The organism is Adlercreutzia sp. DFI.6.23 (assembly GCF_024462535.1).
GTDB classification, from domain to species: Bacteria; Actinomycetota; Coriobacteriia; order Coriobacteriales; family Eggerthellaceae; genus Adlercreutzia; species Adlercreutzia rubneri.
In genome coordinates, this window is record NZ_JANGBP010000010.1 from 18798 (window position 1) to 45067 (window position 26270).

General features: G+C 62.8%; 29 protein-coding genes and 1 riboswitch. Of the genes, 21 read left to right on the forward strand and 8 right to left on the reverse strand.

The features are described from left to right. Window positions 1-5: 5 nt before the first annotated feature. From NE591_RS09725 to ribD, 5 genes are read right to left on the reverse strand one after another with little or no spacing between them, the layout of a single operon-like run. On the reverse strand, window positions 6-683 hold the full coding sequence (locus tag NE591_RS09725) for an HAD family hydrolase (protein WP_157012968.1): 678 nt from the start codon (window positions 681-683) through the stop codon (window positions 6-8). Window positions 684-689: 6 nt separating this feature from the next. Next, on the reverse strand, window positions 690-1163 hold the full coding sequence (gene ribE, locus NE591_RS09730; protein WP_371130581.1) for a 6,7-dimethyl-8-ribityllumazine synthase: 474 nt from the start codon (window positions 1161-1163) through the stop codon (window positions 690-692). Between the two features lie 42 nt (window positions 1164-1205). After that, window positions 1206-2441 carry a bifunctional 3,4-dihydroxy-2-butanone-4-phosphate synthase/GTP cyclohydrolase II gene (locus tag NE591_RS09735; protein WP_114540387.1) on the reverse strand — a complete coding sequence of 412 codons (1236 nt, stop codon included), beginning with the start codon at window positions 2439-2441 and terminating at the stop codon, window positions 1206-1208. A gap of 14 nt (window positions 2442-2455) precedes the next feature. Next, window positions 2456-3115, reverse strand: coding sequence for a riboflavin synthase (gene ribE / locus NE591_RS09740; RefSeq protein ID WP_256156648.1), 660 nt, complete (start codon window positions 3113-3115; stop codon window positions 2456-2458). Beyond that, the gene (gene ribD, locus NE591_RS09745) at window positions 3097-4266 is read right to left on the reverse strand and encodes a bifunctional diaminohydroxyphosphoribosylaminopyrimidine deaminase/5-amino-6-(5-phosphoribosylamino)uracil reductase RibD (RefSeq protein WP_197745996.1); all 1170 of its coding nucleotides are present in this window, start codon (window positions 4264-4266) and stop codon (window positions 3097-3099) included. The genes ribE (NE591_RS09740) and ribD overlap by 19 nt, the downstream gene beginning before the upstream one ends. A gap of 134 nt (window positions 4267-4400) precedes the next feature. Next, window positions 4401-4528, reverse strand: a riboswitch (FMN riboswitch). 284 nt (window positions 4529-4812) lie between these two features. Between ribD and NE591_RS09750 the strand changes: the two genes are divergently transcribed. The 7 genes from NE591_RS09750 (at window position 4813) to NE591_RS09780 (ending at window position 9627) form a co-directional block, all read left to right on the forward strand. Further along, a complete protein-coding gene (locus NE591_RS09750; protein ID WP_022740246.1) occupies window positions 4813-5613 on the forward strand; it encodes a YebC/PmpR family DNA-binding transcriptional regulator in 801 nt (266 codons plus the stop codon). Window positions 5614-5822: 209 nt separating this feature from the next. Beyond that, entirely contained in the window at window positions 5823-6623 is an 801-nt protein-coding gene (locus NE591_RS09755; RefSeq protein WP_256156649.1) for an SDR family NAD(P)-dependent oxidoreductase, read from the forward strand. Between the two features lie 70 nt (window positions 6624-6693). After that, window positions 6694-7191 carry a crossover junction endodeoxyribonuclease RuvC gene (gene ruvC, locus NE591_RS09760; RefSeq protein WP_114540382.1) on the forward strand — a complete coding sequence of 166 codons (498 nt, stop codon included), beginning with the start codon at window positions 6694-6696 and terminating at the stop codon, window positions 7189-7191. Continuing rightward, on the forward strand, window positions 7188-7781 hold the full coding sequence (gene ruvA / locus NE591_RS09765; RefSeq protein ID WP_114540381.1) for a Holliday junction branch migration protein RuvA: 594 nt from the start codon (window positions 7188-7190) through the stop codon (window positions 7779-7781). The genes ruvC and ruvA overlap by 4 nt, the downstream gene beginning before the upstream one ends. 6 nt (window positions 7782-7787) lie before the next feature. Continuing rightward, window positions 7788-8876 carry a Holliday junction branch migration DNA helicase RuvB gene (gene ruvB, locus NE591_RS09770; protein ID WP_114540380.1) on the forward strand — a complete coding sequence of 363 codons (1089 nt, stop codon included), beginning with the start codon at window positions 7788-7790 and terminating at the stop codon, window positions 8874-8876. A gap of 9 nt (window positions 8877-8885) precedes the next feature. Then, window positions 8886-9299 carry a hypothetical protein gene (locus tag NE591_RS09775; protein WP_157012963.1) on the forward strand — a complete coding sequence of 138 codons (414 nt, stop codon included), beginning with the start codon at window positions 8886-8888 and terminating at the stop codon, window positions 9297-9299. Window positions 9300-9423: 124 nt separating this feature from the next. Continuing rightward, a complete protein-coding gene (locus NE591_RS09780; RefSeq protein ID WP_016309120.1) occupies window positions 9424-9627 on the forward strand; it encodes a cold-shock protein in 204 nt (67 codons plus the stop codon). A gap of 66 nt (window positions 9628-9693) precedes the next feature. Here NE591_RS09780 and NE591_RS09785 read toward each other — a convergent pair whose 3' ends face one another. Then, window positions 9694-10590 carry a class I SAM-dependent methyltransferase gene (locus NE591_RS09785; protein WP_157012978.1) on the reverse strand — a complete coding sequence of 299 codons (897 nt, stop codon included), beginning with the start codon at window positions 10588-10590 and terminating at the stop codon, window positions 9694-9696. 111 nt (window positions 10591-10701) lie between these two features. Between NE591_RS09785 and thyX the strand changes: the two genes are divergently transcribed. The 7 genes from thyX to NE591_RS09820 all read left to right on the forward strand — a co-directional run bounded on the left by thyX (window position 10702) and on the right by NE591_RS09820 (window position 17246). Next, window positions 10702-11388, forward strand: a complete 687-nt coding sequence (gene thyX / locus NE591_RS09790; RefSeq protein WP_157012962.1) for an FAD-dependent thymidylate synthase — start codon at window positions 10702-10704, stop codon at window positions 11386-11388. Between the two features lie 15 nt (window positions 11389-11403). Continuing rightward, window positions 11404-12498 carry a DUF1385 domain-containing protein gene (locus NE591_RS09795; RefSeq protein WP_157012961.1) on the forward strand — a complete coding sequence of 365 codons (1095 nt, stop codon included), beginning with the start codon at window positions 11404-11406 and terminating at the stop codon, window positions 12496-12498. Between the two features lie 206 nt (window positions 12499-12704). After that, a complete protein-coding gene (locus NE591_RS09800) occupies window positions 12705-13436 on the forward strand; it encodes an amino acid ABC transporter ATP-binding protein (protein ID WP_157012960.1) in 732 nt (243 codons plus the stop codon). An 11-nt stretch (window positions 13437-13447) separates the two neighbouring features. Continuing rightward, window positions 13448-14389 carry a transporter substrate-binding domain-containing protein gene (locus tag NE591_RS09805; RefSeq protein ID WP_232325791.1) on the forward strand — a complete coding sequence of 314 codons (942 nt, stop codon included), beginning with the start codon at window positions 13448-13450 and terminating at the stop codon, window positions 14387-14389. Further along, on the forward strand, window positions 14386-15396 hold the full coding sequence (locus NE591_RS09810) for an amino acid ABC transporter permease (RefSeq protein WP_157012959.1): 1011 nt from the start codon (window positions 14386-14388) through the stop codon (window positions 15394-15396). Before NE591_RS09805 ends, NE591_RS09810 begins: the two co-directional genes overlap by 4 nt. Beyond that, window positions 15393-16049, forward strand: coding sequence for an amino acid ABC transporter permease (locus tag NE591_RS09815; protein ID WP_157012958.1), 657 nt, complete (start codon window positions 15393-15395; stop codon window positions 16047-16049). Before NE591_RS09810 ends, NE591_RS09815 begins: the two co-directional genes overlap by 4 nt. 87 nt (window positions 16050-16136) lie before the next feature. Further along, a complete protein-coding gene (locus NE591_RS09820) occupies window positions 16137-17246 on the forward strand; it encodes a MerR family transcriptional regulator (protein WP_157012957.1) in 1110 nt (369 codons plus the stop codon). On the opposite strand, the gene NE591_RS09825 is transcribed toward NE591_RS09820, so the two are convergent. Then, on the reverse strand, window positions 17243-17458 hold the full coding sequence (locus NE591_RS09825; protein WP_022740231.1) for a helix-turn-helix domain-containing protein: 216 nt from the start codon (window positions 17456-17458) through the stop codon (window positions 17243-17245). The two genes, NE591_RS09820 and NE591_RS09825, sit on opposite strands and share 4 nt — an antisense overlap. A gap of 90 nt (window positions 17459-17548) precedes the next feature. On the opposite strand from NE591_RS09825, the gene NE591_RS09830 reads away from it, so the two are divergent. The 6 genes from NE591_RS09830 (at window position 17549) to NE591_RS09855 (ending at window position 22139) form a co-directional block, all read left to right on the forward strand. After that, window positions 17549-18682, forward strand: coding sequence for an SPFH domain-containing protein (locus tag NE591_RS09830; protein WP_114540371.1), 1134 nt, complete (start codon window positions 17549-17551; stop codon window positions 18680-18682). Beyond that, entirely contained in the window at window positions 18672-19079 is a 408-nt protein-coding gene (locus NE591_RS09835) for a hypothetical protein (RefSeq protein ID WP_114540370.1), read from the forward strand. The genes NE591_RS09830 and NE591_RS09835 overlap by 11 nt, the downstream gene beginning before the upstream one ends. Before the next feature lie 29 nt (window positions 19080-19108). Continuing rightward, window positions 19109-19672: a hypothetical protein gene (locus NE591_RS09840; protein ID WP_114540369.1), complete on the forward strand. Its 564-nt coding sequence runs from the start codon at window positions 19109-19111 to the stop codon at window positions 19670-19672. Between the two features lie 22 nt (window positions 19673-19694). Next, on the forward strand, window positions 19695-20534 hold the full coding sequence (locus NE591_RS09845; protein WP_114540368.1) for a DUF6591 domain-containing protein: 840 nt from the start codon (window positions 19695-19697) through the stop codon (window positions 20532-20534). A gap of 266 nt (window positions 20535-20800) precedes the next feature. After that, complete coding sequence (locus NE591_RS09850) at window positions 20801-21571, forward strand: DUF4230 domain-containing protein (RefSeq protein ID WP_256156650.1); 771 nt, start codon at window positions 20801-20803, stop codon at window positions 21569-21571. Further along, a complete protein-coding gene (locus NE591_RS09855; protein WP_114540366.1) occupies window positions 21558-22139 on the forward strand; it encodes a DUF4230 domain-containing protein in 582 nt (193 codons plus the stop codon). Before NE591_RS09850 ends, NE591_RS09855 begins: the two co-directional genes overlap by 14 nt. 449 nt (window positions 22140-22588) lie before the next feature. On the opposite strand, the gene NE591_RS09860 is transcribed toward NE591_RS09855, so the two are convergent. Further along, on the reverse strand, window positions 22589-23083 hold the full coding sequence (locus NE591_RS09860; RefSeq protein WP_256156651.1) for a hypothetical protein: 495 nt from the start codon (window positions 23081-23083) through the stop codon (window positions 22589-22591). Window positions 23084-23541: 458 nt separating this feature from the next. Here NE591_RS09860 and NE591_RS09865 point away from each other — a divergent pair, with 458 nt between their 5' ends. Next, window positions 23542-26061: a DNA topoisomerase I gene (locus tag NE591_RS09865; RefSeq protein ID WP_256156652.1), complete on the forward strand. Its 2520-nt coding sequence runs from the start codon at window positions 23542-23544 to the stop codon at window positions 26059-26061. The last annotated feature ends 209 nt before the right edge of the window (window positions 26062-26270 follow it).

The following is a 26270-nucleotide window of genomic DNA, read 5'->3' on the forward strand; positions in this document are numbered from 1 at the left end:
CAGGGCTAGGGGTGCCCGCGCGGCTTCCCGGTAAGTGCCCGCACGGCCCCTGCGATCTCGGGGGCCGTGCTCACCAGGACGTCCGCCCGGCTGAGCTCGTCTGCCGTTCCGAATCCGTAGGTGCACCCGACAAAGGGAATGTTTCCGTGCACGGCCACCTCCTGATCGTGGTGCCGGTCGCCGACCATGAGGTGGGGCTTCGGGTAACGTGCGCAAATCTGCCGGTAGATCTGCCACTTCTCCAGCCCTTCGAAGTCTTCGGCGCACCAGGCGCCGGTGAACAGGCCGCCGAGGCCGAATGCGGCAAGGTGCTCGTCGCGGTAGGAGCCGCTGCAATTTGAGAGGAACACGAGCGTGCATCCCTCCTCGCGCAGGGATTCCAGCATGGCCTTCGCGCCGGGGTACAGGCGCCCTGCGCCCGCCGCGAGCAAGCGGCGCATCTCCTCTCCGATGGCGGCCGATGCGCGCTGCCAAATCGCTTCGGGCAGCTCGGGCATGAAGGAGGCCCACATGGCGGCAGGGGAGTATCCGAGCCACGAGGCGATCTCCTCATCGGAGAACGTACGCGGGGCGGCCCAGCCATCGGTTACCAAGGCAGCATAGGCGCGGCGAAACGCCGGGCCGTACAGATGCATGGAATCGTGGAGCGTGCCATCGTAGTCGAAAAATACCGTGCCGCCCATGGGCCCCTAGCCTTCGATCTCCCGCAGAAGGTTGACCATCTCGATGGCCGACGTGGCGCAGTCGAATCCTTTGTTGCCCGCCTTGGTGCCCGCACGCTCGATTGCCTGCTCGATCGTGTCGGTGGTCACGATGCCGAACATAACGGGCACCCCGCTTTCCAGCGATACGTGGGCGATGCCCTTGGCGGCCTCGTTGCAGACCAGGTCGTAGTGGCTCGTGGCGCCGCGGATGACGGCGCCCAGGCAGATGACGGCGTCATAGCGGCCCGATTGCGCCATCTTCTGCGCGGCAAGCGGCGCCTCGAAAGCGCCGGGTACCCAGGCGATGTCGACGTCCTGCTCGCGCACGTTGTGGCGCAAAAGGCCGTCCATGGCGCCCCCGATCAGCTTGGATGTGATGAACTCGTTGAAGCGGGAGGCCACGATGCCGACCTTGATGTTCTCCGATACCAGCTTCCCTTCAAATACCGTCATGATGATCCTTTCCCAAACGTTGGTTTCCTTAGTCGAGTTGTACAGGCGCTAGGACGCCTGGCGCTCCTCATCGAAGTACAGCAAATGCCCCATCTTCTCCTGCTTGGTGCGCAGATAGAACTCATCGTGGCTGGTCAAAGGCATTTGGATGGGCACGCGTTCGGTGATCTGCAGCCCGAAATCGCCCAATTGGTACACTTTGTCGGGGTTGTTCGTAAGCAGTCGCATGGTCTTTACGCCCAGCTCGTGCAGAATTTGGGCGCCGATGTAGTATTCTCGCAGGTCGCCCGCGAAGCCCAGGGCCAGGTTGGCCTCCAGGGTATCCATGCCGGCATCTTGCAGCTCGTAGGCGCGCAGCTTGTTCACAAGCCCGATGCCGCGCCCTTCCTGGCGCATGTACAGCACCACCCCGCGCCCCTCGGCTTCCACCTGGGCCATCGCTGCAGCCAGCTGCTGGCCGCAATCGCAGCGCAGGCTGCCGAAGGCATCGCCGGTGAGGCACTCGGAATGAACGCGCACCAGCACATCGACGCCGTCTCCGATGTCGCCTTTCACCAGGGCCACGTGGTGCTCGCCGTTCAACTTGTTCACGAAGGCGTGGGCGCGAAACGCCCCGTAGCGCGTGGGCATTGCCGTATCGGCCACTTCCACCACGTGGCATTCGTGCTTCTTGCGGTAGTCCTGGAGCGCTTTGATGGAGATGAACTTCAAATTGAATTGCCGGGCGAGCTCTATCAGCTCGGGTGTGCGCATCATGGTGCCGTCTTCGCGCATGATCTCGCAGCACAGACCGCACTCCTCAAGACCGGCCAGACGCATCAGATCCACTGTGGCCTCGGTGTGGCCGTTGCGCTCCAGCACGCCGTTGGCCTTTGCCATCAGTGGGAACATATGGCCCGGCCGGCGGAAGTCGGACGGGCGGGCGCCGGGCTGCACCACGGCGCGCGCGGTCAGCCCGCGCTCTTGCGCCGAGATGCCCGTTGTGGTGTCGACGTGGTCGATGGACACGGTGAAGGCGGTTTCGTGGTTGTCGGTGTTCTCGGTGACCATTTGGGGAAACGCCAGCTTTTGGCACAGTTCGGCGGACATGGGCATGCAGATGAGCCCCTTGCCGTGTACTGCCATGAAGTTCACGTTCTCGGTGGTGGCGAACTGCGCTGCGCAGATGAAATCGCCTTCGTTCTCGCGGTCGGGGTCGTCGGTGCACAGAATGATCTTGCCCGCGCGCAAATCATCCAGCGCCTCTTCGATCGTGCTGAACTGGAATGACTTGTTCTCTTCCATGGGGTGCTCCTTCGTTAGAATCCATGCGCTGTCAGAAATGCTTGGGTGATACCGCCGCTCTCGACCGTCGCGGATGGAGGGGGGAGGGGGGCGCCGAGGAACCGTTCGACGTACTTCCCGACCATATCGGTTTCGAGGTTCACCTCATCGCCGACGCGCTTGAGGGAAAGGGTCGTCTCGGCCCGGGTGTGGGGGATGATGGACACGGCGAAGTCGGCGTCGGTCAGGCGCGCCACCGTGAGGCTGATGCCGTCGATGGCGATGGATCCCTTCATGATGATGTGGCGCAGGGTGGTCGCATCGGCTCCGATGGTGTACCACACGGCGTTGTCGTCGCGCTGGATGCGGCGAATCGTGCCCACCGCGTCGATGTGCCCCGACACCAAGTGTCCGCCGAATCGCCCGTCGGCCGCCATGGCCCTCTCCAGGTTCACGGGGCTGCCGGCATGCAGGGCGCCGAGGTTGCTGCGTCGCAACGTCTCGTGCATGACATCGGCGCTGAACTGGGTCGCTCCCAGCGAAGTGACGGTGAGGCAGACGCCGTTCACGGCGATGGAGTCGCCCAGCCGAGTTCGCTCGAGCACGGTGCGCGCGTCAATGGACAGAACGGCCGAATGGGCGCCCCGGCGCAGCGTCCTTACGGTGCCGATTTCCTCTACAATGCCGGTGAACATGGTGTCGCCTCGCTTTCGACTGAAGGGGAAACGGCGCATTCTAAGAGCAGATCGGGCCCAAGGGCGGTGACGGTGGGGGAGGAAAGGCGAAGCGCGTCGGCGGGCAGCGCCACGCCCCGACCTGCCACCGGCCCTGGCGCGCTTGCTCCCCCGAAAAGCTTCGGGGCGATATAGGCTTGCACGCGGTTCGCCAGTCCGCCGTCGATGAAGGCGCCGTGCAGCGCAGGGCCGCCTTCGACGAGGATCGAGTCGATGCCCAAGCTGCCCGCGTGATCGAGAAGGGCCGGCAGGTTCACTGCGCCGTTGCCCCCTTCCGCCGGCGGCGACGCCCAGACGGAACATCCGGCCTCGCGCAGGGCGCCTGTGCGCTCGGCGCTCGCCTGCGGCCCCACCGCCACCAGCGTCGGTATCTCTTGGGCTGTCCGCACGAGCAACGCATCCAGGGGCAAGCGCCCTTGGGAGTCGACCACAATGCGCAGCGGCTGCCGCCAGGGGCCGCCTTCCAAGCGGCAGGTAAGCGCGGGGTCATCGGCTAGGGCGGTGCCGATGCCCACCATGATGGCTGCGAACCGGTGCCGGTCGCGATGCACCCGCTCGCGCGCTTCGGGTCCGGTGATCCACCGGGATGCCCCCGTGCGCGTGGCCGCTTTCCCGTCCAGGGTCATGGCGTATTTCAGCACCACCAAGGGGCGCCCGGTGGTAATGAAGTGGAAGAATACCTCGTTGAGGTGCCGGCACCCCTCTTCCAGGACCCCCGTCTCCACTACCGTGCCCGCCTCGCGCAGCTGCGCGCACCCTTGGCCCGCCACCAAAGGGTTCGGGTCAAGGGCGCCCACGACGACGCGGGCAATGCCCGCTTCCAGGATAGCGTCGGTGCAGGGTGGCGTTTTGCCCCAATGGCAGCACGGCTCCAGTGTGACGTACAGGGTGCTTCCGGCGGGGTCTTCGTCGCATGCGGCCAGCGCCTCCCGCTCCGCGTGGGGCTGGCCGCATGCGGTGTGCCAGCCCTCGCCGATGATGCGGCCGTCTTTCACGATAACGGCACCTACGAGTGGGTTTGGGCTGGTCCAGCCAGTCCCTCTCTCGGCAAGCGCCAGCGCACGGGCCATGAAGGCTTCGTCGCGTGCGAGTTGCTCTAACTTCTGGGACATCGCTCACCTCCAACGCATCGCTGCGACCTTCGGGCGCCACTTCCGAAAAGATGAGCGGACGATTGCGAAAAAAACCCTGAAACCAAAAGGTTCCAGGGCTTCTAACTGTCCGATGCGCTCCGCTGGGGAGCACTTCCTATCTTCTTCCATCCAGACTGTAACTGTCGGCTTCGGAATTTCACCGAATCAGCCGCAAGCGCAAGACTTGCGGGTCGTGGGCTGTACCACCGGTGGGGACTTTCACCCCGCCCTGAAGATCATGTTCAATTGTTGATCGATCATAGTGCTTTATGGAAGCCCGCGCAACCCACGAATTGGGAAATCTGTGGATACCGTTGGCGATTGCTCGGGGAGTTGCTCGGGACGTGGCGCTTCTTTCCAGGGGCGCGCCACAGCCGCGTATCCGACAAACCTGGCGATGCGCTCGTTCTCTGCGCGCGGCCCCTTCCGTAGAAAAACCGTGCAGCGCGGCAGCTGGGTTTTCCCGTTCGCGCCCTTGTGGTACCATAAGCCGCTGTTGTATTCGTGTTTCGAAGGGACTTATTCATGTCAGGGCATTCTAAGTGGGCAACCACCAAACATCGCAAGGCCGCGCAGGACGCTAAGCGCTCGGCTCTGTTCTCCAAGCTGGCTCGTAACATCACCGTGGCCGCCAAGGAGGGTGGCGACCCGAACCCCGACAACAACGCGTCGCTGGCCGCCGCCATCGAGAAGGCCAAGGGCTACTCCATGCCCAAGGACAAGATCAAGACCGCCATCGACAAGGCCTTCGGTTCCGGCAAGGACGCCGCCAACTACGAGACCGTCGTCTACGAGGGCTACGGCCCGGCGGGTGTGGCCGTGCTCTGCGAGGCGCTGACCGACAATCGCAACCGCACTGCCGCCGACGTGCGCGCCGCCTTCTCCCATTCCGGCGGCAACCTGGGCACTTCCGGCTCGGTGGCCTTCCAGTTCGACCGCAAGGGCCAGATCATGGTGTCCAAGGAGGTCGAGACCGGCGACAAGAAGAACCCCATCGGCCCGAACGGCGCCGCTGCCGACGAGGAGGAGTTCATGCTCGCCGTGGCCGAGGCCGGCGGCGACGACTACGAGGACGCCGACGAGGAGTGGATCGTCTACACCGCGCCGGGCGATCTCATGGCCGTGGTGAAGGAGCTTGAGGCCCAGGGCATCCAGGTGAAGGGCGCCGAGATGACCATGATCGCCAACACGCCGTCGGCGGTATCGGTGGCCGACGCCAAGAAGGTCATGCGCCTCATCGACAAGCTGGAGGAGCTGGAGGATCTGCAGGCGGTGTACCACACCATGGACATCACCGACGAGATCGCCGAGGCGCTCGACGAGTAGTTTTCGCGAACGTTAAAGCCAATCGCGCTAGGGAAGGCGCCGGGCCGCAGGGCTCGGCGCCTTTTGCCTTTCGGGGACGTAACAGGGCCGCGCAACATTCTGGAAACATAGTCGCGAGGAAATCTGATAGGGTGAAGCTTAGGTAAGCGCGCGATAGGCTCTTTGTGCAGCAGCGAGGGAGTCCCGCGCAGGACGAAAAGGGAGGCTCCATGGGTTTTCTCGAAGGTAAGACCGCCATCATCACCGGTGCTGGGTTCGCGGCGCTCAAGGATGGATCCGCCGGTTCCATCGGTTACGGCATCGCCACGGCCTACGCCAAGGAGGGCGCGAACCTGGTTATCACCGGCCGCAACGTGAAGAAACTCGAGACGGCCAAGGAGAAGCTGGAGGCCGAATACGGTATCCAGGTGCTTTGCGTGGCCGCCGACGTGAATGCCGGGGCCGACAACCAGGCCGTGGTGCAGAACGTCATCGACCAGGCCATCGAGAAGTTCGGCCGCATCGACGTGCTGGTGAACAACGCCCAGGCCTCCGCCTCCGGCGTGACGCTGGCCGACCACACCACCGACCAGTTCGACCTGGCCATCTACTCGGGTCTGTACGCCACCTTCTACTACATGCAGGCGTGCTATCCCTACCTGAAGGAGACCAAGGGCTCGGTCATCAACTTCGCCTCCGGCGCGGGGCTCTTCGGCAACTTAGGCCAGTGCGCCTACGCCGCAGCCAAGGAGGGCATCCGTGGACTCACGCGCGTGGCCGCCACCGAGTGGGGCCCCGACGGCATCAACGTGAACGTGGTGTGCCCGCTGGCCTGGACGGCCGCTCTGGAAAACTTCCAGGAGGCCTACCCCGACGCCTTTACGGCCAACGTGCACATGCCCCCCATGGGCCACTACGGCAACGTGGAGACCGAAATCGGCCGCGTCGTGGTGCAGCTCGCGAGCCCCGACTTCAAGTTCATGAGCGGCGAGACCTTGACGCTCGAAGGCGGCATGGGCTTACGGCCGTAATTCTGCTTGCTTTTCACAAACATATGTTCTAAAATGGCCCCACTCGAATTTGGAAAGTGGGGCTTATCTTTTGGCTGGCAAGACGCGCATCGTGTTGGGGATCGATCCCGGGCTCGCCCATACGGGCTGGGGGATCGTCGAGCAGTGCGGGCCGCGGCTGTCGTGCGTGGCCTATGGGTGCGTGGCCACGCCGGCATCGCAGCCTCTGGCCGAGCGGCTGATGAAGATCCACCACCAGATCGGCGCAGTGGTCGAGCGGTTTCGCCCCGAATGCGTCGGCATCGAGACGGTTTGGTTCGGCCAGAACGTCACGGCCGCCTTCGCCACGGGCCAGGCCCGCGGGGCGGCGCTTGTGGCCTGTGCCGAGGGCGGCCTTGCCGTGGGCGAGTATACCCCGCGCCAGATAAAGCTCGCCGTGGTGGGGGAGGGCTCGGCCGAGAAGGACCAGGTGCAGTACATGGTGCGCCATCTGCTCTCTCTTGATCGCATTCCCGAGCCGGACCACGCGGCCGACGCGTTGGCGGCGGCCATCTGCTACACGACCCACGAGAATGGAAGGTTCGCATGATTGCGTTTCTGAACGGAACCGTGGCGGCGGTGCTGCCGCCGCAGACGGCCTACATCGATGTCGCCGGCGTGGGCTACGCCGTGGCCATGCCGGGGGGCGACCTGGGCAAGCTGGCCGTGGGCGAGGAAGCCCGCGTGCTCACCTACCTGTCCGTGACGGAGAACGGCATCGCGCTGTTCGGCTTTCTCTCCGAGGAGGAGAGGGCGCTGTTCGAGAAGCTCATCGGTGTGTCGAAGGTAGGGCCGAAGATGGCCCTGGCGGCACTTTCTACGTTCTCTCCGGCCGAGCTCGCCGATGCCATCGCCTCCCAGGACATCGCGCGGGTGTCCCATATCCCCGGGGTGGGGAAGAAGACCGCCGAGCGCATCATCTTGGAGCTGAAGGGCACCTTGGAGGGCGGCATGGCGTCGCTGTTCAGCCAGGGCGAGGTTGAGCCTGCGCGTAATCTGGCGGTGCAGGGGGCCACCGAGGCGCTTCTCTCCATGGGCTTCACCTCCGCCGAGGCCGAGGTGGCCTTGCGGGGCGCTCCCGAGGACGCGGGCGAGGGCGCGCTGCTACAATACGCCTTGAAACGTTTGGGAAGTCGATAGGAAATCATGGCATTCGATCTGGACATAGAGGGCATGGTGTTCGAGGCCGCGCGGGACGGCGCGGAAGCGCAGGGCTCGGCATCGGCGCTCGGGCGCGACCGCGCGGTGGCCCCGACGCTCACCGAGGACGACCTGGAGCTCGATTTCTCCCTGCGTCCCAAGCGGCTCGACGATTACCTGGGCCAGACGAAGGTGAAGGAGTCCCTCGGCATCATGATCGCGGCGGCCCAGGGGCGCGGCGAGCCGGCGGACCATATCCTGTTCTCGGGCCCTCCAGGGCTGGGCAAGACCACGCTCGCCACGGTGGTGGCCAACGAGTTGGGCGCCTCCATTCGCACCACCTCCGGACCGGCCATCGCTCGCACGGGCGACTTGGCGGCCATCCTCACCAACCTCGAAGAAGGCGATGTGCTGTTCATCGACGAGATCCATCGCCTGAACCGCATGGTGGAGGAGGTACTGTACCCGGCGCTGGAGGACTTCGAGCTGGACATCGTTGTGGGCAAGGGCCCGGCGGCCCGATCAATCCGGCTCGACCTGCCGCGCTTCACGCTCATCGGCGCCACCACGCGCACGGGCCTGCTCACCGGCCCTTTGCGCGATCGATTCGGTGTGGCCTTCCGCCTACAGTACTACACGCCCGAGGAGCTTTCGCTCATCGTGTGCCGGTCGGCCTCTATCCTGAACGTGGCCATCGACGAGGAGGGCGCTCTGGAGATCGCCCGACGCTCCCGGGGTACCCCGCGTCTGGCCAACCGCCTGCTGAAGCGCGTGCGCGACTGGGCCCAGGTGCGCGGCGACGGCGCCATCACCGAGGATGTGGCCGCCGAGGCGCTCACGTTCTTCGAGGTGGACCATCTGGGGCTCGACGCAGTGGACAACCGGCTTCTGGAGGTGCTCTGTGTGCAGTTCGGCGGCCGTCCGGTAGGGCTTACCACCTTGGCGTCCGCATTGGCGGAAGACCCCGATACCGTGGAAGACGTGTACGAGCCCTACCTCATGCAGCAGGGCCTCATGATGCGCACTCCCAAGGGTCGCCAGGCCACCGCCGGCGCCTGGGAGCATCTGGGACTCACCCCGCCGGAAGGGTGTTAAGGAGCGAGTATGTTCGAGCAAGATTATTTGATGCGTATCATCGCTCAGCTTCTGGGGGCCATTCGACGCTCTATGGAGCGGGCGGCCGGCGAGGAGGATCCGGACGGGGCCGCGAGCGCCCTCGACATGGCGTTGGGCGACGCCACCGATCTGGACGGCGAGGCGCTGCTCTCCCTGGCGCCCGAGTCGCTGGCCTCGGTGCTGCAGGTGTCGGGGGTCGATCCGCACCTCACGGAGTATATCGCCCGCAGTCTCATGCTCTCCGGTCGCTACCACGGTGAGGCGGGACGGCCGGATGTGGCCGAGCTGCGGCAGGCCCAGGGCCGCGCCGTCGCTGCCGCCTTCGGCCACGAGCTGGGAGCCGACCCCGTAAGCGACGAGGCCTTGGAGGCGCTTCTGACCGCAAGTGATGGAGAAGCGTAAATTCCCCGAGGAAATCGGCTGAAGTTAGCGTATAGTTATAGCGCGCTCCCAAAAGGGAGCTGGGCTTCGCGCCCGTATTGCTATACCCGCTCGTCAGACGAGCGGGAGGAAAGAGGAAAGTATCATGGCGGAAGGCACTGTCAAGTGGTTCAACCCCGAGAAGGGCTACGGCTTCATCTCCCAGAATGACGGCGAGGATCTCTTCGTCCACTTCTCCGAGATCAAGATGTCGGGCTTCAAGACGCTCAACGAGGGCGACGCAGTGACGTTCGAGGTGACCGAGGGTCAGAACGGCAAGCTGCAGGCGAGCAACGTGGAACGTCTCTAACTTCAAGTTTTAGAAATCTACATGACGCCAAAGGGCCCGGGATTGCTCCCGGGCCCTTTTCTGTTGCTAGCGGGCGTTCCAGGCGAGGAAGGCCCAGGTGACGGTGCGGGGCTCGGCGAGGCGCCAGGCGAGCTGGGGAATGCCCTTGCGGTCGGGGGCGCCGGCGCTCTCGTTGGGAACGAGGTTGGCGGTAAGCCATTCCCGTAGGTTGGCGCGTGCCCGCTGCCGTTCGGTGTCCGATGCGCGCACCGCCGAGGAGTCGTCGATCATGGCGGCCAGTTTCTCGTAGGCGTCCTCGGGGCTCGCGAACGTATCGTCGCGGGTGCTGTCGATGTAGCGCACCTCGGCCCTTATGCCTTCGGCGGCCAGGATGTTGAAGGCGTAAAGGTAGTCGCGCCCGAGAACGGCGGGCAGCCCCACAGCGGCCAGGATGCGCTCGTCGACGCGGGGGGAGGATCCGGTCGCCAGGGTGATGCACACCCGCCGGCGCGCCACTTCCGTCAGGCGCAGGAGCGCGTCGCGCAAATCGGCGGTGGCAATGGAGCGCGAGGCGACGGCCACATCGGTCATGCCCTCGCGCACGCCGAAGGCCGGCCAGTCGTCCTCCCAGCTCATGAGCTTGGGAAACACGGTGCGCACGCCGGCCTCGTTAAGGCGCGCCTGCATCTGATCCAGCATGCCCTGGGAGAAATCGGCCGCCACCACCTTGTGCCCCGCCTCGCCGAGCGGCACGGCCAAAGCCCCGGTGCCGCAGCCCATGTCGAACACCGTTTCGCCGGGGCGGATGTCCGCGTATCCCAGGAACTTCTCCACGTAGAGGTTCGGGGCGTCCTTGGTGGTGAAGGTGGCGGAGCGCTTGTCCCAGAACGCCGCGTCATCGGCATGGCGACGCACCTTCTGAAGCTCTTTCCACTCCTCGTTCCAATCCGTTGTGGTGAGCAAGGGTGTAAATTCGTCGTGCATGGGGCCTCCAAGCCGTGTCGTCGGTCGTTCAGCCATTATACTTCTTGGGAAACGATTCATGCGCTTCGCAATGCTTTCGACTGGCGGAGAGCTGCAACAAGAGGAGATGCTATGCAGGTAGAGCTTCTGTACCACACGCCCGACCCCGAGCGCGCCATCGCCACGGCGGCACGGCTGTGCTACGCGCCGGTGGGCGCGAGCGAGCTGATGGAGACCATGCCGCCGGAGCGCGTGAAGAGCGTGCTCTCCACCATCATGGGCTCGGGGCACTTCTCCACCCTCGAGCACGCCAGCTACACCTTCGCCGTCGACGGCGTTTCCCGCGCGCTCACCCACCAGCTGGTGCGCCACCGCATCGCCAGCTTCAACCAGCAATCCCAGCGCTACGTGAAGTTCAAGGGCGACATCCCCATGGTGAAGCCCGCCTCCGTGGCGGCCGACCCCGAGTGCAATCGCCTGTTCGACGAGGCCGCTGCTGCCGTGGCCGAGGCCTACCGGGCGCTCGTCGCGGCCGGCATCCCCGCCGAGGACGCGCGCTACCTTCTGCCCAACGCCTGCGAGACGAAGATCGTCATCACCATGAACGTGCGCGAGCTTCTGCACTTCTTCGAGCTGCGCTGCTGCAACCGCGCCCAGTGGGAAATCCGCGAGATGGCGTGGAAGATGCTGGAGCTTGCTCGTCCGACGGCGCCGTACATCTTCGCCGACGCCGGCGCGCCCTGCATCCACGGCGTCTGCCCCGAGGGTAAGATGACCTGCGGAAACCCCTATCCGCGCGTCGATCGCTCGCAGCTTTAGGCTTAGGACGACGGTATGACCAAGCAGAAGAGCGATCTGTCCCGCGCGTTCTCCGAGGACGGGGCCATAAAAACCCACGTGGGCGGCCAGGCCCTCATCGAGGGCGTCATGATGCGTGGCAAGTACAACTGGGCCGTGGCCGTGCGCGAGCCGGACGGCGCCATCTACGTGGAGGAGCACGACCTCACGAGCGGCAAGGACAAGAACGGCTGGATGTACTGGCCGCTCGTGCGCGGCTGCCGGGCGCTCGTGGAGTCGCTCATGCTGGGGTTCAAGGCCCTGGAGATCGCCGCCTTGCACGCCTTCGGCGACGAGGAGGGCGAGCAGAAGGCCGCCGCCGAGGCGACCGACGAAGCTATCGACTACGAGGTGACGCTGACCGACGGCTCGGAGACCGAGAAGGAGGAGGCCGACTTCGGGCATCGGGAGATGGTCATCTCCATGGTGGTGGGACTCGTGCTGGGCGTGGTGCTGTTCATTGTGGCGCCGGCGGCCATCACGAACCTCATCGTGGGGGAGTACGACGACCACACGCTGGCCTGGAACATCGTGGACGGCCTTCTGCGCGTGGCCGTGTTCGTCTTCTACATCTGGCTCATCGGCCGCATGGAGGACATCAAGCGCATGTTCATGTACCACGGCGCCGAGCACAAGGCCATCCACTGCTTCGAGCACGGCCTTCCCATGACCCCCGACAACGCCCGCCAGTTCCCGCGCCTGCACGTGCGCTGCGGCACCGCCTTCCTCATCATGGTCATGGTCATCGCTATCCTCGTGTACACCATCTTCCCTTTAAACGCCATCATATCCGGCTTCGGGGTGCCCGACGGGATGCCGAAGCTCGTGCTGGTCATCGTGGCCCGCATCGTGCTCATGCCCGTTATCGCCGGCATCTCCTACGAGATCACGGTGAAGTGGGCCGGCAGTCATCCGGACAACCCGCTCGTGAAGGTAATTCTGTGGCCCGGCATGCAGATGCAGTACCTCACCACCCACGAGCCCGACGACGCCCAGATGGAGTGCGCCATCGCCGCCATGCAGGCCGTGCTCGCTCGCGAGGATGCCGAGGAGGCGAAGGCGGCAGCAAAGACAGCGCCCACCGCTTCCTGATCGGCGTCGCTGCGCCGCCGCCGCTTTCCGGTAGACGTTGCCGCCCCGCCACCGCTTCCCGGTCGACGTTGCTGCGCCTCCTTCCACCCACGCCGTCAATAAGCTGTGAAAAACCCGTAGCGCCAGCGAAACCACGACTAATTGACAGAACGTTAGAATTTCCCCGTAACTGTTCGAGATGACGGTCCGGATGGGAGCGTGGGAGCATGGAGCCACTGATATCCGCCAAGGATCTTAAGAAGAACTTCGGGAAAGTGGAGGCGCTCAAGGGCGTCTCGCTGGACGTGGCAGAAGGCGAGAAGGTCGTCGTCATCGGGCCGTCCGGCTCGGGCAAAAGCGTGCTCATCCGTTCCATCAACGGCCTTGAGCGCCCCGATTCCGGCGAGCTTACCGTCAATGGCATCGACATGATGGCCAAGAAGGTGAACACGCGCAAGCTGGCCAGCGAGGTGGCCATGGTGTTTCAGGGCTACAACCTCTATCCCCATAAGACCGTGTTGGAAAACGTCACCTTCGCGCCCACCAAGGTGCTGAAGGTACCGAAGGCCGAGGCCGAAGAGGCGGGGCGCGCCTACTTGGAGCGCGTGGGGCTCACGAGCAAGCTGGACAAGTACCCCGACCAGCTCTCCGGCGGCCAGCAGCAGCGCGTGGCCATCGCCCGCGCGCTGAACATGCACCCGAAGATCATGCTTTTGGACGAGCCCACGAGCGCCCTTGACCCGGAGATGGTCAACGAAGTGCTCGACGTCATCAAGTCGCTGGCCGAGACGAACATGACCATCGTCATGGTCACCCATGAAATGGGGCTCGCACGCGACGCCGCCGACAAAGTGGTGTTCATGGAGAACGGGCTCGTGGTCGACGAGGGCACGCCGGCCTACCTCTTCGGTCCCGATTCCAACGAGCGCGTGCAGGCGTTTCTCTCCAAGATACTGTGAGGGGGTGCGCGATGAACGTGACGGGCAAAACGGTTGGGGTGAACGGGATGACTGGGATGCGCGGGACGTATCTCACGCGGCGCGGCTTTGTGCGGTTGGCCGGCGCTGCCGCGGCGGGCGCGGCTTTGGGTGGCGCGGTGCTGCCGCTTTCCGGCTGCGCGCCTGCGGGCGACGTGCTGCGCGTCGGCACGAAGATCGACGTGCCCGGCTTCGGCTTCCAGAACCCCGAGACGGGAAGCGTGGAGGGACTCGAGGTGGACGTGGCCCGCGAGCTCGCCGCGCGGATCAAGGGCGATCCCAACGCGCTGGAGATTGTGGGCGTGAACGTGACCACCCGCGGGGCGATGCTGGACAACGGCACGCTGGATGCGACGCTCGCCACCTTTACCATCACCGATGCGCGCAAGAAGACTTACGATTTCTCGCGGCCCTACTATATCGACCATATCGGTGTGCTCGTGCTGAAGAAGTCGGGCATCACCGATTTGGCGGGCCTTGATGGCAAGACCGTGGGCGTGGCGCTGTCGGCCACCACCAAGAACAAGCTGGGGGCGGCCGCCGCCGAGGCGGGCATCACGCTGAAGTTCGCCGAGTACGCCACCTATCCCGAGATCAAGATCGCGCTCGTGGCCGGGCGCGTGGACGCCTTTTCCGTGGACAGCTCCATTCTTTTGGGCTACCAGGACGACAGCACCTACTTGCTGCCGACGCAGTTCGCGCCCCAGGAGTACGGCGTGGCCACGAAGAAGGGCGGCGAGTATTCGGAGCCCGTCGACGAGGCCATCGCGGCCATGGAGGCCGACGGAACGCTTAGGGCGCTGAAGGAGCGCTGGGGCCTGTCGCTGGTCACGGAGGCGGACGTGGAAGCCGAGCAGGAAGCCGGCGGCACGGGCCTGGGGGAGGGGGATCCGGCCGACGATGGGGCGGCCGCGGAAGGGGGCGCGTCCCGATGACGGAGATCTTCGCGCCCTACAAGTGGGAGGCGCTCTTTGCGCGCTGGCCCGACATCCTGGCCGCCTTCGGCATGACCGCGGCCATCTCGGCGCTGGCCCTCGTTATCGCGCTCGTTCTGGGCTTCGTCTTCGGTGTGTTCGCCGTGTCGCGCTTCCGCATCCTGCGCGCCCTCACGCGCGTCTACGTGGAGACGGTGCAGAACATTCCGCTGCTTTTGCAGGTGTTCGTGCTCTACGCCGTGTTCCCGCTGCTCGGGCTTACCATCGCCTCGTTCTGGATCGGCGTCATCGCTATCGGCGCCTATCACGGCGGCTACATGTCGGAGGTGGTGCGCAGCGGCATCGGCTCGGTGCACCGCGGTCAGTTCGAGGCGGCTAAAAGCCAGGGGTTCTCTCCCGTGCAGACCATGACGCTCATCATCCTGCCCCAGGCCATGCGCATCATCCTGCCGCCTTTGGCCGTGCAGGCCGCCAACCTTGTGAAGAACACCTCCGTGCTCGCGCTCATCGCCGGCGGCGAGCTCATGTACTTCGCGAACTCCTTCGCCGGCGACACGAGCTACTACGGGCCGGCCTACGTGGCCGCCGCCGTGCTGTACTTCGCCATCTGCTTCCCGCTTTCCCGGGCCGCCGTGTACCTGGAGAGGCGCATGGGCACCCATCGCCATGTGGCCACCGGCGACGCCACCGAGGAGCTTGCGGCCGACGCCCTGGAGGTGACGCCGGGCACCCACGACATCACCGGGCATGCGGCCGCCCAGGCCATGGCCGCAGGCGTGACGACCATGGTGGAAGGCACGAGCACCTTGGTGCCCCCGGTGGCGGACAAGGGCCGCTACCTCACGTATGCGGAACTTTACGGCATCGACGCGCCGGCATGGCCCGACCGCCGCACCGTGGCGCCCCGCACGCCGCGGGATCGGCACGGGCTTGCCCGGGTGCGCGGCGCCATCGGCCGCACCGGCGGCCGTCGCAGGGGCAAGGGCCGGAGAGGAGGCCGGAAATGAGCGACATCGCCGCTTTGCTCACCTGGACGAACATCCGCTTCCTTTTGGAAGGGCTCGGACTCACTCTTATTATCTCGGCGCTGGCCATCGCCTGCTCTATCGTGCTCGGCGCCGTCATCTCCATCATGCGCGGATCCTCTTCCCGCCTGTTGCGCGGCTTCGCCATCGCCTACGTGGAGCTGTTCAAGAACACCCCGCTGCTTTTGTGGATTATGTTCACGTTCTTCGTGGCCCAGCTGCCGCCCCTGCCCGCGGCGGTGCTCGCCTTCACGCTGTTCACCGCGGCCTCGGTGGCCGAGATCGTCCGCGGCGGTTTGGCCAGCGTGCCAGCGGGCCAGTACGAGGCCGCCCGCTCCCAGGGGTTCTCGGCACCACAGATGTACCTGTACATCATCCTGCCCCAGGCCCTGCGCAACATGGTGCCGGCGCTGCTCTCGCAGTTCGTGACCACCATCAAGGACACGTCGTATCTGTGGGGCGCCATGGCTCTGCAGGAGCTCATGGGCCGCGGCATGATTCTCATGAACAGCTACAACTCCACGGTGCAGATCTTCGCCATCTTCGGGCTGATGGCCCTCATCTACTTCGTCGTCTGCTTCACCCTCTCGCAGATCGTCCGCGCCTACCAGCGCCGCCTCAAGGGCGCGCGGTAGGGGGAAAGAAATCTCTTGACCTCAACGTCGGGTTGAGGTTTATGCTGTGCGGCGGAAGTCTGGCGGAAGAGACGAAGGGCGAAGGGCATGCCGCGCAAACCGAAGATGCAGACGAGCAACGATCTGATACGCGAGAACTGCGAGTGGCCCATGACGGCGGGCCAAGTGGCGAAGCTGACGGGCGTGACGACAAGGGCGCTCCAGCATTACGACGAAAAGGGCCTTCTGTGCCCGGAGCGCTCGGGGGAGGGTGTGGCCAACAACCGCAAGCTCTACAGCCCCGAGGACATCGATCGGCTCAAGCAGATCGTAGTGCTGGGCTCCTACGGGTTCGAGCTCAAGGACATGCCCCCGATTCTCGACGGGGAGAGGAGTCTGACGGATGCTCTGGCGGACCGCATCGAGGAATTGCGCGCTCAGGAGCGCTACCTGCAGCACCTCATTTTGTTCGCGCGCTATGCCGAGATCGTCGGTGACGATCTTTTCGAAACCTTGGCCTTCGGTACCTCCGAGGTGGACGCGTTCGCCGAACTTGTGCGGAGTTCACCCGCCTATGCCGATAAAGCTATTCGGTGGGAATCTATGGACGATACGGGCTTGGAGCACTTGTGGGACGAGCTGGGCGCGATCATCGTCGACTTCTTGGGAGGCGAAGACGAGGATCCCTTCGCCCATATAGAGTCTACGGTGCGACGACTGAGGACGTGGTTCTGCACCTATTTCTTCGAGGTTGACGACCTCGACCTGCTGGGTATCTGGACGCTCTTCGAGGACGGCAGCGAGGAGGCCGAGTTTGCCAGCGAGGTGGGCGGAGAGGCGACACCGGGCTTTCTGCAGTCCGCGGTGTTTCTCGTGTGGCTGAAGTCGATGGCCTTGGAGCTTTCGGCGATGATCGAAGGTGGCGTCGGAGGCGATGCGCAACCTTCCATTTCCGAAAACCAGGTGGTGTTCCTCGTCGATTTCGTCTGCCGCTCGTGCGGCTACCCCGTGCCGGAAGCCGCGGAGCTCGATGGCGAGGGGTGGGCTACCATGGTGGAGTTTTTCGAGACGGTGGCGGGGTATCTGCAAAACGCCTTCGAGGACAAGGAGATTGCAACGCTCATCGACCCCGATGGCGAAAGTGTTGTTGATGGAGCGCTTTTCGAGAGGATGGCGCAAGCTGCCCGAGAGGTCGAGCTCTTCCCCGAGCGCGGCTAGAAGGTCAGCAGGTCGCGCACGGGCGAGCCCAAGGCATCGGCGATGCGGCCCAAATCATCGATGCCCACGCCGACCCGTCCGGTCTCGATGCGCCAGATGTGGGACTTGCTGCTGCCGATCATGAGGGCCAGCTGGCTCTGGGAAAGCCCCTGCTCCTCGCGCACGGCACGGATGCGCTTTCCCAGGGCCTGTCTTTTCTGTTCGATGTTCATGGGGAAAGCATATGTGCTACCATTAACGAACCGACTTCAAATATGAAGCCGCAGCTTATGGAGAGACTGACGAGGAAAGAAGGAGGCCGCATGGCCATCGTCTCGGTCGTCAAGTACGACGGCAATCCTGACGTTTTCGCCTGGAAGTACCCCGACAGCGAGCTGGGAACTTGGACCCAGCTCATCGTGAACGAATCGCAGCAAGCCATTCTGTTCAAGGGCGGCCAAGCTCTCGATGTCTTTGAGGCCGGGCGCCACACCCTCAGCACGAACAACATCCCTTTCTTGGAAACGATCATCAATCTGCCCTTTGGCGGTCAGTCGCCATTCAGCGCAGAGGTTTGGTTCGTCAGCAAGCAGTTCAACCTCGATGTCAAATGGGGCACGCCTTCGCCTATCCAGATTCAGGACCCTGTGTTCGGAGTGTTCGTCCCCGTAAGGTCTCACGGCGTTTTCGGTATTCAGATAGATGACGCGAAGCGCTTCTTGGTGAAGCTTGTGGGCACGTTACCCTCGTTCACCAAGAACGATATTATGCGGTACTTTCGCGGCGTGTACGTAGCTCGCGTCAAGGATGCGATTTCTACTTACATCATCGAGCGCAAAATAGGCATCCTCGAGATCAATCGCTACCTTGACGAGTTGTCGGACTACCTTCAGGAACGCATTGAGCCCGTCATGGCTGAATACGGCATCAGTCTCACCAATTTCTTCGTCAACGACATCAGCGTGCCGGAAGACGATCCGGCCGTTGTAACGTTGAAGCAGGCATTGGCTAAAAGAGCCGAGATGGAGCTGCTCGGATACACCTACGTGCAGGAACGCTCGTTCGATACGCTGGAAGGAGCGGCTACCAATCCAGGCTCTACCGCATCAGACCTCATGGGCGCAGGATTGGGCCTTGGGATGGGAATCGGCATGGGCGGCGGGGTCGGCGGCGCTTTCGCAGATGTTGCCCGCAATTTGAATGTCTCTGGTTCTTCGCGGACGTGCCCCTCGTGCGGAAGTGCGGTTCCCTCTGGGCAGAAGTTCTGCGGAAGCTGTGGTTGGGATATGGCGAAGCCCGCTCCGGGGGCTGCCGCCGAAGACGCAGGCTTCTGCACGGAATGCGGCGCGCCTCTTGCAGCATCAATGAAGTTCTGCGGACAATGCGGACATGCTGTCGCTTCTGATGGTGTGCCGGGGACAGAGAACTCCGAGGAGGCTGGCTCCGATGGTCGCTAACAGCGTGATGGCAGCGCTCATGATTGGAATCATTGTCTTCTCCGTGCTCGTAGTGGCGGTGCGTTACGCCCTGAAATTCTTTAGGGTCTCAAATACTTCGCTCAAAGCTACCGTACGATCAATGGATCAGCGGGTTGCGCGCTTGAGAGCGATGAGCGCTTCTTGCAAGAATGGTGAGCTTTCAGACTTTGCCATGAGGGTCGCAGATGGTCTTCGTTTTGGCGATAGCTCGATCGTCTTACCGCTTGATGGCGAAATCGATGATGCCATAGAGAGGGCGCATCAAGCGATACGCATACATGACGTTTCGGCAGCCGAAAGGGAGCTCAATCAGATTGCGTGCCTTACTCAACAACGTCGAGCGGAAGAGGCTTTCAGCAGAAAGGGGTCGTTCTGATTCAGAACGACGGAAGAAAGGAAAGATGCATGGGACAGGAGAGAGTTAAAGGAGAGACGGCAACCAAGGTGGAGATTGTTCTCGGCGTGTTGTTCGTGCTGGGAGCACTTAGTTCTTTGGGCCAAGGCCATTTGTACAGCTCTCAAGCTGTTTTCAGTACGGTAGGAATGTTGTTTCTTGGCGCCTATCTTTTGGTTCGCGGAATTGAATGGGGCCAACTCGTGAAGGCGTACCGAAGCTATTCAACACTTCTGGCTCACAGCCCGTCCGGATCGATTTCCGAGATTGCCTCTGCAGAGGGAACGACGACAGAAGTGGTCAAAAGGAACTTGAAGCTGATGATCAAAAGAGGGATGGCGACGAATACCGCCATTGACGAACAGAATAACCGTGTCGTTTCGGCGATGGCAGGGTCTGTGGCTGCCCCGGCCGGTAATCGTCAGGTTCCGGGGCCTCAAGCAGTGGCTTACCAACAACACGCTACGCCGGAGATGGTTGTTGTCGAGTGCCCGAGCTGTGGTGCAAAGAACAGCATTCCTCGCGGCGCCATTGCCCAGTGCGGTCATTGTGGTGCGCAAATTGACGCACGATGAATAGTCTGGAAAGGATCGAGCTATGAATCTCTCATTGCTTGGAAATTTGAGGAAAGCGCTGCTGGCTCTGACGGTTGCATGTTTTGTTGCAGGCGTGGCCATTGCCCCTGCCTGCGATAGGGCCGCTTTAGAAAATTATCGGCACGATCCAACGGATCGTTTTGCAGAAATGCAATGGCCGGATCGGGGGCTGGGGGCGATGCTGCCGGCTCCCGAATCGAGCTATGGAGTGATATACAACGACAAAGCGCAGTGGTTCAACGGGGATGTTGGTAACTATACGCGTGAGCAGTACGGGGCCTATGTGGCATCTTGCGAAGATGCAGGCTTTACGGTGGAATACACGAAGAACAACGATGCTTTTTGGGCCTGGAACGAAGAAGGGTACTATCTCCATCTGGGATACGACGAGGACAAAAGCTATATGTCGTTTAGCTTGGAAGCACCAAAAGAAGAAGAGTCGGGTGGCTCGGGGGTATCCAATGGCGGAAGCGAAGAGGACGTCGGTGCCGATGATGGCGCGGCGACGGATGCCCCCGACCAAAAGACTAATCAAGACGAAGAGCCTACGGGCGGTGCTTCTGCTTCGGGTGAGGTCACCCCTTCGTTCAAAGAATATATGGACAGCTATGAGGCGTTCTTCGATGAGTACATCGCTTTCATGGACAAATACGAAGAGTCAACCGACTACGCTCCCGAAATGCTGGATGATTTCAATACCTACATGGAGCGGTACACGGACATGACCGCAAAGATGAACGAAGTTGACACGGGTGCGCTCTCTCCAGCAGATTTGGCTTATTACAACGAGGTGAATGCTAGGGTCTATGAAAAACTGTACGACTTGGAGAATGGAGCTTAGTGCCTAGATGCGGCGTATACGATTGTGCCGTTGCGGGTGCGGAAGGCGCGATGGGAGACTCATAGACGAATATCGATGATCCCAAAAGAACTGGCAAGCAGAATGATTGCAACAATTGCTACAATGATTCCAACGATGTACGGCAATACTTTCATGTCGCCTCCAGAGTGGGGTAATCGGATGTGTTCCTACACAAGAGACGATATACGAGATGATCGTCTTGAGCAAGTGGTGTAAGCAATGTAGGTGATTGGAAGGAAACGTCTTTGGAGAACGAATCGCAACGCCCCAAAGAACTCGCCAGCTGGGAGAGCGAGGAGGAGCTTTCTCTCGACGGACGGGAAAACCGTTTGCGCAAAAGTGGACATAGAGAGGATCCTGACGAACTCGTGGGAGGTCGAGGAAGCGCCTGGAGGGCTTTTCTCAGAAAAGTTCCGCTGAAGATCAAGATCCTCGGTCTCGTTGTTGTGGCGATTCTTATAATTTTGATTTTCGGGGTCGCTTTACCGCTAGCGCTCGACAACGATGAAACGCAGTACCTCTCTGACGCGACGCTGAAAAGTGCCGTAGACATCGGAGATTTGGAAGTAGTCGATTATACCTATAAAGGTATTGCGGATAAGACGAGTCAATTTCTTTGGGCGGAGAACGTAGACTATCGAGTTAAGTACGAAGCTCATGTGCGAGCAAGCTACGACATGTCTGCGATTGATTTTCGCGTGAACAATGAGGATAAGTCGGTTACCGTTTTGCTTCCAGATGTGGAGATATCCGATCCAGTTTTGGATGAAACGAAGTTCGGCTACTTGCCAGAAAACGCTACGGCCGATGTTCGAGATGTGATTGCTCTCTGCAAGGAGGACGTCGCGAGTGAGTTCAGCGATGCGGGGCTTCGCACTGAAGCGATGGAAAGCGTGCGTGAAACCGTCGAAGCGCTAATCAGACCTTTACTTGATAGTGCTTGGCAGATCGAATTCGAGGAAGTTTCCGCGAAAGAGGAGTCTGGGCGAGAGGGGATGCAGAATGAGGCAGAGTAAGCAGCTGTTTGTGGCTGTCGTGGCGCTGTTTATCGTGCTGGGTCTTTCCGGGTGCGACAAGCAAGAACAACCCGACTTTTCTGGGTATAAGAAGATCGCTGACCTCGCAACTATAGATTGTACCTTTCATAACGTGGCAGAAATCTACAACGACGGTACTGATATCATTTTTGGCATCAATGTGGGCTACAAGAAGGCATGGTTTGAATACGACGGCAGCGTTGAGCTTGGCGTTGACGTTTCGCAGGTGCGAATTGAGGGGCCTGACGCAAGCAACGTGGTAACCGTTTTCGTTCCCGAAGCGCAGGTTCTCGGAATTCCGCAAATCGATGAGACATCGTTTTCGGATGTTTATGCTGATACAGGGTTGCTGACGAAAATCGAAACAATGGATCAAAGTCTCGCGCTTCAAACGGCTCAGTCGGAAATGGTGTCGGCTGTGGAGAACAGCCCCGAGCTCTTGGAGCGCGCCAGGAAGAGAGCGGAGACACTGCTCGCACAATATGTGACGACGGTGGGGTCAGCTATTGGGCAAGAGTACGAGGTCAGGTTCTCCGGAAGCGAGTAGGTTACTGTCGACGAGAGAGAGGGTCATTCGAATCGATTATGCTTGCGGTGCGATGTTGTGCAATGGTTGCCGAAGAGTCCTCGCCGACAAAAGGCGACTTACGGAGTGGGGATGGCCCGGGAATGGTTGCAAGGGTCGCTCGGGGGTGGCCCTTCTCGTTGCGTGCTGTTTTGGATGGCTCGAAGTGGCGAGTTTTTGGAGGATTCGACGTAAGGGGCCGGGAGGCGAGGATACCCACTGGGGATGAAGTGGTGTTTTCCCAGCTCGAAGTCGCTGCAGAGGAAGATTTTGGCTTGGCATGGGGCAGCTAGGGGGGGACGATGTCGAAAACCTCAAAAAACTTGCCAGATTTCGCGGGCAAGAGAGCGCGGCTGGTTCAAGGCGGCCCGCGTTGGGTGAAATTTGCTTGAATCCGCAGTCTCAGCGGCTGCGTCCGGCACTTTGGTGGCCTACCCCAAATAGCTCAGGAACGGCAAGTAGCTTTGAGCAGAGTCGGGGACGGCGAGGGTGATGTCCTGGCCCATGGCGGTGACGGTGACGACGGAGGGGTCGTCGTAGGTGGTGATGGTGGCGTCGGTGCCGCTGTAGCTGACGTTGGCCGAGCCGGTCTTCTCGGCGCCCTCGGGCAGGCTCGTCACCTCCCAGCTCTGGATGTCCAGCGCGTCGATGGCGGCGTCCACTTGGGAGGAGGACATGCCCGTGGCCTCGGCGATGCGATCGGCGTTGCCGCGCAGGGAACTCTCGGCCTTCGATTTCAGGCCAGAGACGTCCAGGGCCGCATTGGCCGCGGCGTTCTTGCCACCCTCGAACAGGCCGGCCAGGGGGTTCTGGAAGTTCTCGAAGGGACCCTTCATGCCCAGCTGGGGCAGGATGCCGAAAACGGCGATGACGAGGATGAAGGCGGCAATGAGGCCGATGAAGGCTTTGATGATCTTGCTGTCCACGGAATCTCCTCGGGGTGGGTCACGTTGCGCGAAGGCGCCGCCGGGGGTACGTTGATGCTCGGTATTCGCGGGTCGAATGCTGCGATTCGACGGCGTCCGGCATCTATGGTAACCCGCAGGATCCGTCTTCATAAATCGACTACGGGACGCCCATGAAACGGTCATCGACCTTACGGGAACCTTGCGAGGACGGTTTCGTGCGCGAATGCGGTGCAGGCGAAGGATCTCAGGCGCGGGGCGCGCGAGCGCGAAACGGGGCCGCATGCGGGGACGCGCGGATTCAACGACTTTCTCGCACGGCTTCGCGGCAAATCGTGTATCCTAGGCCCCACGCATTCGCGCGGCCCCAAGGCGGCGCGGCTGCCCAGACAAAACCCCGCGCACGTAAAAATCTCAAGGTGGGGTAAATCGTGCGAACGTGAGGGCCGCATCACGCGGCCGAGAAGGAGGATGGTTCCGTGAAACTGGTCGTTACGGAGAAGAACGACGCGGCGGTGAAGATCGCCGATCTTCTGGGCGCTTCCAAGCCCAAAGCCGACAAGGTGTTCAACACGCCGGTCTACCGGTTCGAAGTCGAAGGGGAGGAGTGGGTGACCATCGGCCTGCGCGGCCACATCCTGGAGCCCGATTTCACCCCGAGCCTTACCTACAAGAAACGTGGCGGCTGGGAGGGCGTCACCGCCGAGGGCGAGATGCTGCCCGCTGTCGTGCCGGACAGCCTTGCCAAGCCCCCCTTCAAAAAGAAGAAGCCCTTCACCGCCGACGGCGTGGAGCTCAAGGGGTGGAAGATGGAGGCGCTGCCGTATCTCATCTACGCGCCCATCGAGAAGCTGCCTAAGGAGAAGGACATCATCCGCTCTCTGAAGAACCTGGCGAAGAAGGCCGACTCCATCGTCATCGCCACCGACTTCGATCGCGAGGGCGAGCTCATCGGCTCGGATGCGCTGTCGTGCTGCCGCGAGGTGAACGCCACGGCGCCGGTGTCGCGGGCGCGCTACTCCGCCTTCACGAAGCCGGAGATCACCCATGCCTTCGCCAACCTCGTGCCCATGGACGACGACCTGGCCGCCGCCGGCGGGTCGCGCCGCGACATCGACCTCATTTGGGGCGCGGTGCTCACGCGCTACCTCACGCTGGTGAAGTTCGCCGGCTACGGCAACGTGCGCTCCTCCGGGCGCGTGCAGACGCCGACGCTGGCCATCATCGTCGAGCGCGAGCGCGAGCGCATGGCGTTTGTGCCCGAGGACTACTGGGTCATCCGCGGTGCCTTCGACGGTGTCGCTGCGGCCGGCCCCACCGCCGGCGACGGCCCCGAGGCCTTCGAGGCGCCCCATGCCACGGCCCGCTTCAAGGCCGAGGCCGAGGCTGCGGCCGCCATGGCCCGCGTGGAAGGCGCCGTGAGTGCGCGAGTGGCCTCCGTGGAGAAGAAGCGCCGCAAGGTTCCGGCGCCGGTGCCCTTCAACACCACCTCGCTCATGGCTGCCGCTTCGGCCGAGGGCATCAGTCCCGCCCGCTGCATGCGCATCGCCGAGAGCCTGTACATGGACGGCTACATCTCCTACCCCCGCGTGGACAACACGGTGTACCCGGATTCGTTGGATCTGGCCGAGGTGGTGAACGCCATCGCGGCGAACCCCGCCTATGGCCCCTACTGCAAGCAGCTGCTGTCCGCCGCCCCCCTGAAGGCCACGCGCGGCAAGACCGAGACCACCGACCACCCGCCCATCTACCCCACGGCGGCCGCCACGCCCGACGATTTGTCCGCGGCCGACTACAAACTGTACAACCTCATTGCCCGCCGCTTCTTGGCGACCCTTTCGGGGCCGGCCACCGTGGAGGGCACGAAGGTGACGCTGGATGTGGCCGGCGAGCCCTTCGTGGCCAAGGGCGACGTGCTGGCCGAGCCGGGCTTCCGCGCCATCTACCCCTACGGGCTGAAGAAGGACGAGCAGCTCCCCGCGCTCTCCGAGGGCGCCACCATCGCTTTCAACGGCGCCACCTGCACCAAAAAGCAGACCGAGCCGCCGGCGCGGTATTCCCAGGGCAAGCTCGTCCAGGAGATGGAGAAGCTGGGCCTCGGCACGAAATCGACCCGCGCCTCCATCATCGAGCGCCTCTACCAGGTGAAGTACGTGCAGAACGACCCCATCGAGCCCTCGCAGCTGGGCATCGCCGTCATCGACGCCCTGGACAAGTTCGCGCCGCACATCACCCATGCGGAGATGACCGCCGAGCTGGAGCGCTCCATGGACCGCATCGCCGACGGGGAGCAGACGAAGGCCGAGGTGGTGGAGACCTCCCGCAACCTGCTCGCGCAGGAGCTGGCGAACCTCATGCCCCATTCCGAGGAGGTGGCCGACGCGCTCTCCGACGCCGTGGCCGCCGATGCCTACGTAGGTCCGTGCCCCAAGTGCGGCAAGGATCTGCAACTGAAGGCGAGCCACAAGACCAAGTCGATGTTCATCGGGTGCGCCGGCTGGCCCGACTGCGATGTGACCTACCCGCTTCCCAAGGGCAAGATCGAGGCCGTGCCCGAGAAGTGCCCCACCTGCGGCATGCCCCAGGTGAAGGTGACCGCCTTCCGCAGCAAGCCCCGGGTGCAGTGCATCGACCCTGCCTGCCCCTCCAACCAGGAGCCCGAGGTCGTGGTGGGCAAGTGCCCCGTGTGCGTGGAGCGCGGCCTCGACAAGAACCTCATCGCCCGGCGCAACCCGCGCACGCTGAAGCGCTCCATCACCTGCGAGAACTTCGACGAGTGCCAGACGCGCTACCCGCTGCCCCAGTACGGCGACATCGTTCCCACCGAGGAGGTATGCGAGCACTGCGGCGCGCCTATGGTGGTCATCAAGACGGCTCGCGGGCCGTGGAAGCTGTGCCCGAACTTCGACTGCCCGGGCAAGGAGGAGGAAGAGAAGGCGAAGGCCGAGAAGAAGGGGGCGCGCTCCAGGGGCGGCCGGAAGACGGCTTCCAAAAAGTAGTTCTGCCGGGGAAGCGCTCGGAGGTGCCTGATCGCAGCCCGCTGAGCGCTTTATCCCCTTCCGAACGCGATCAAAGAAATAGCGGAAGGAACGCACATAAGTCGGTCCCATCCCGGCACGCTTGCTGCTGACGTGGGGCTATTTCTTAACTATCGCGTTCTCCAGGGGGCGCTCAGAGGTCTGCGATCAGGCACCTCCGAGCGCTTCTC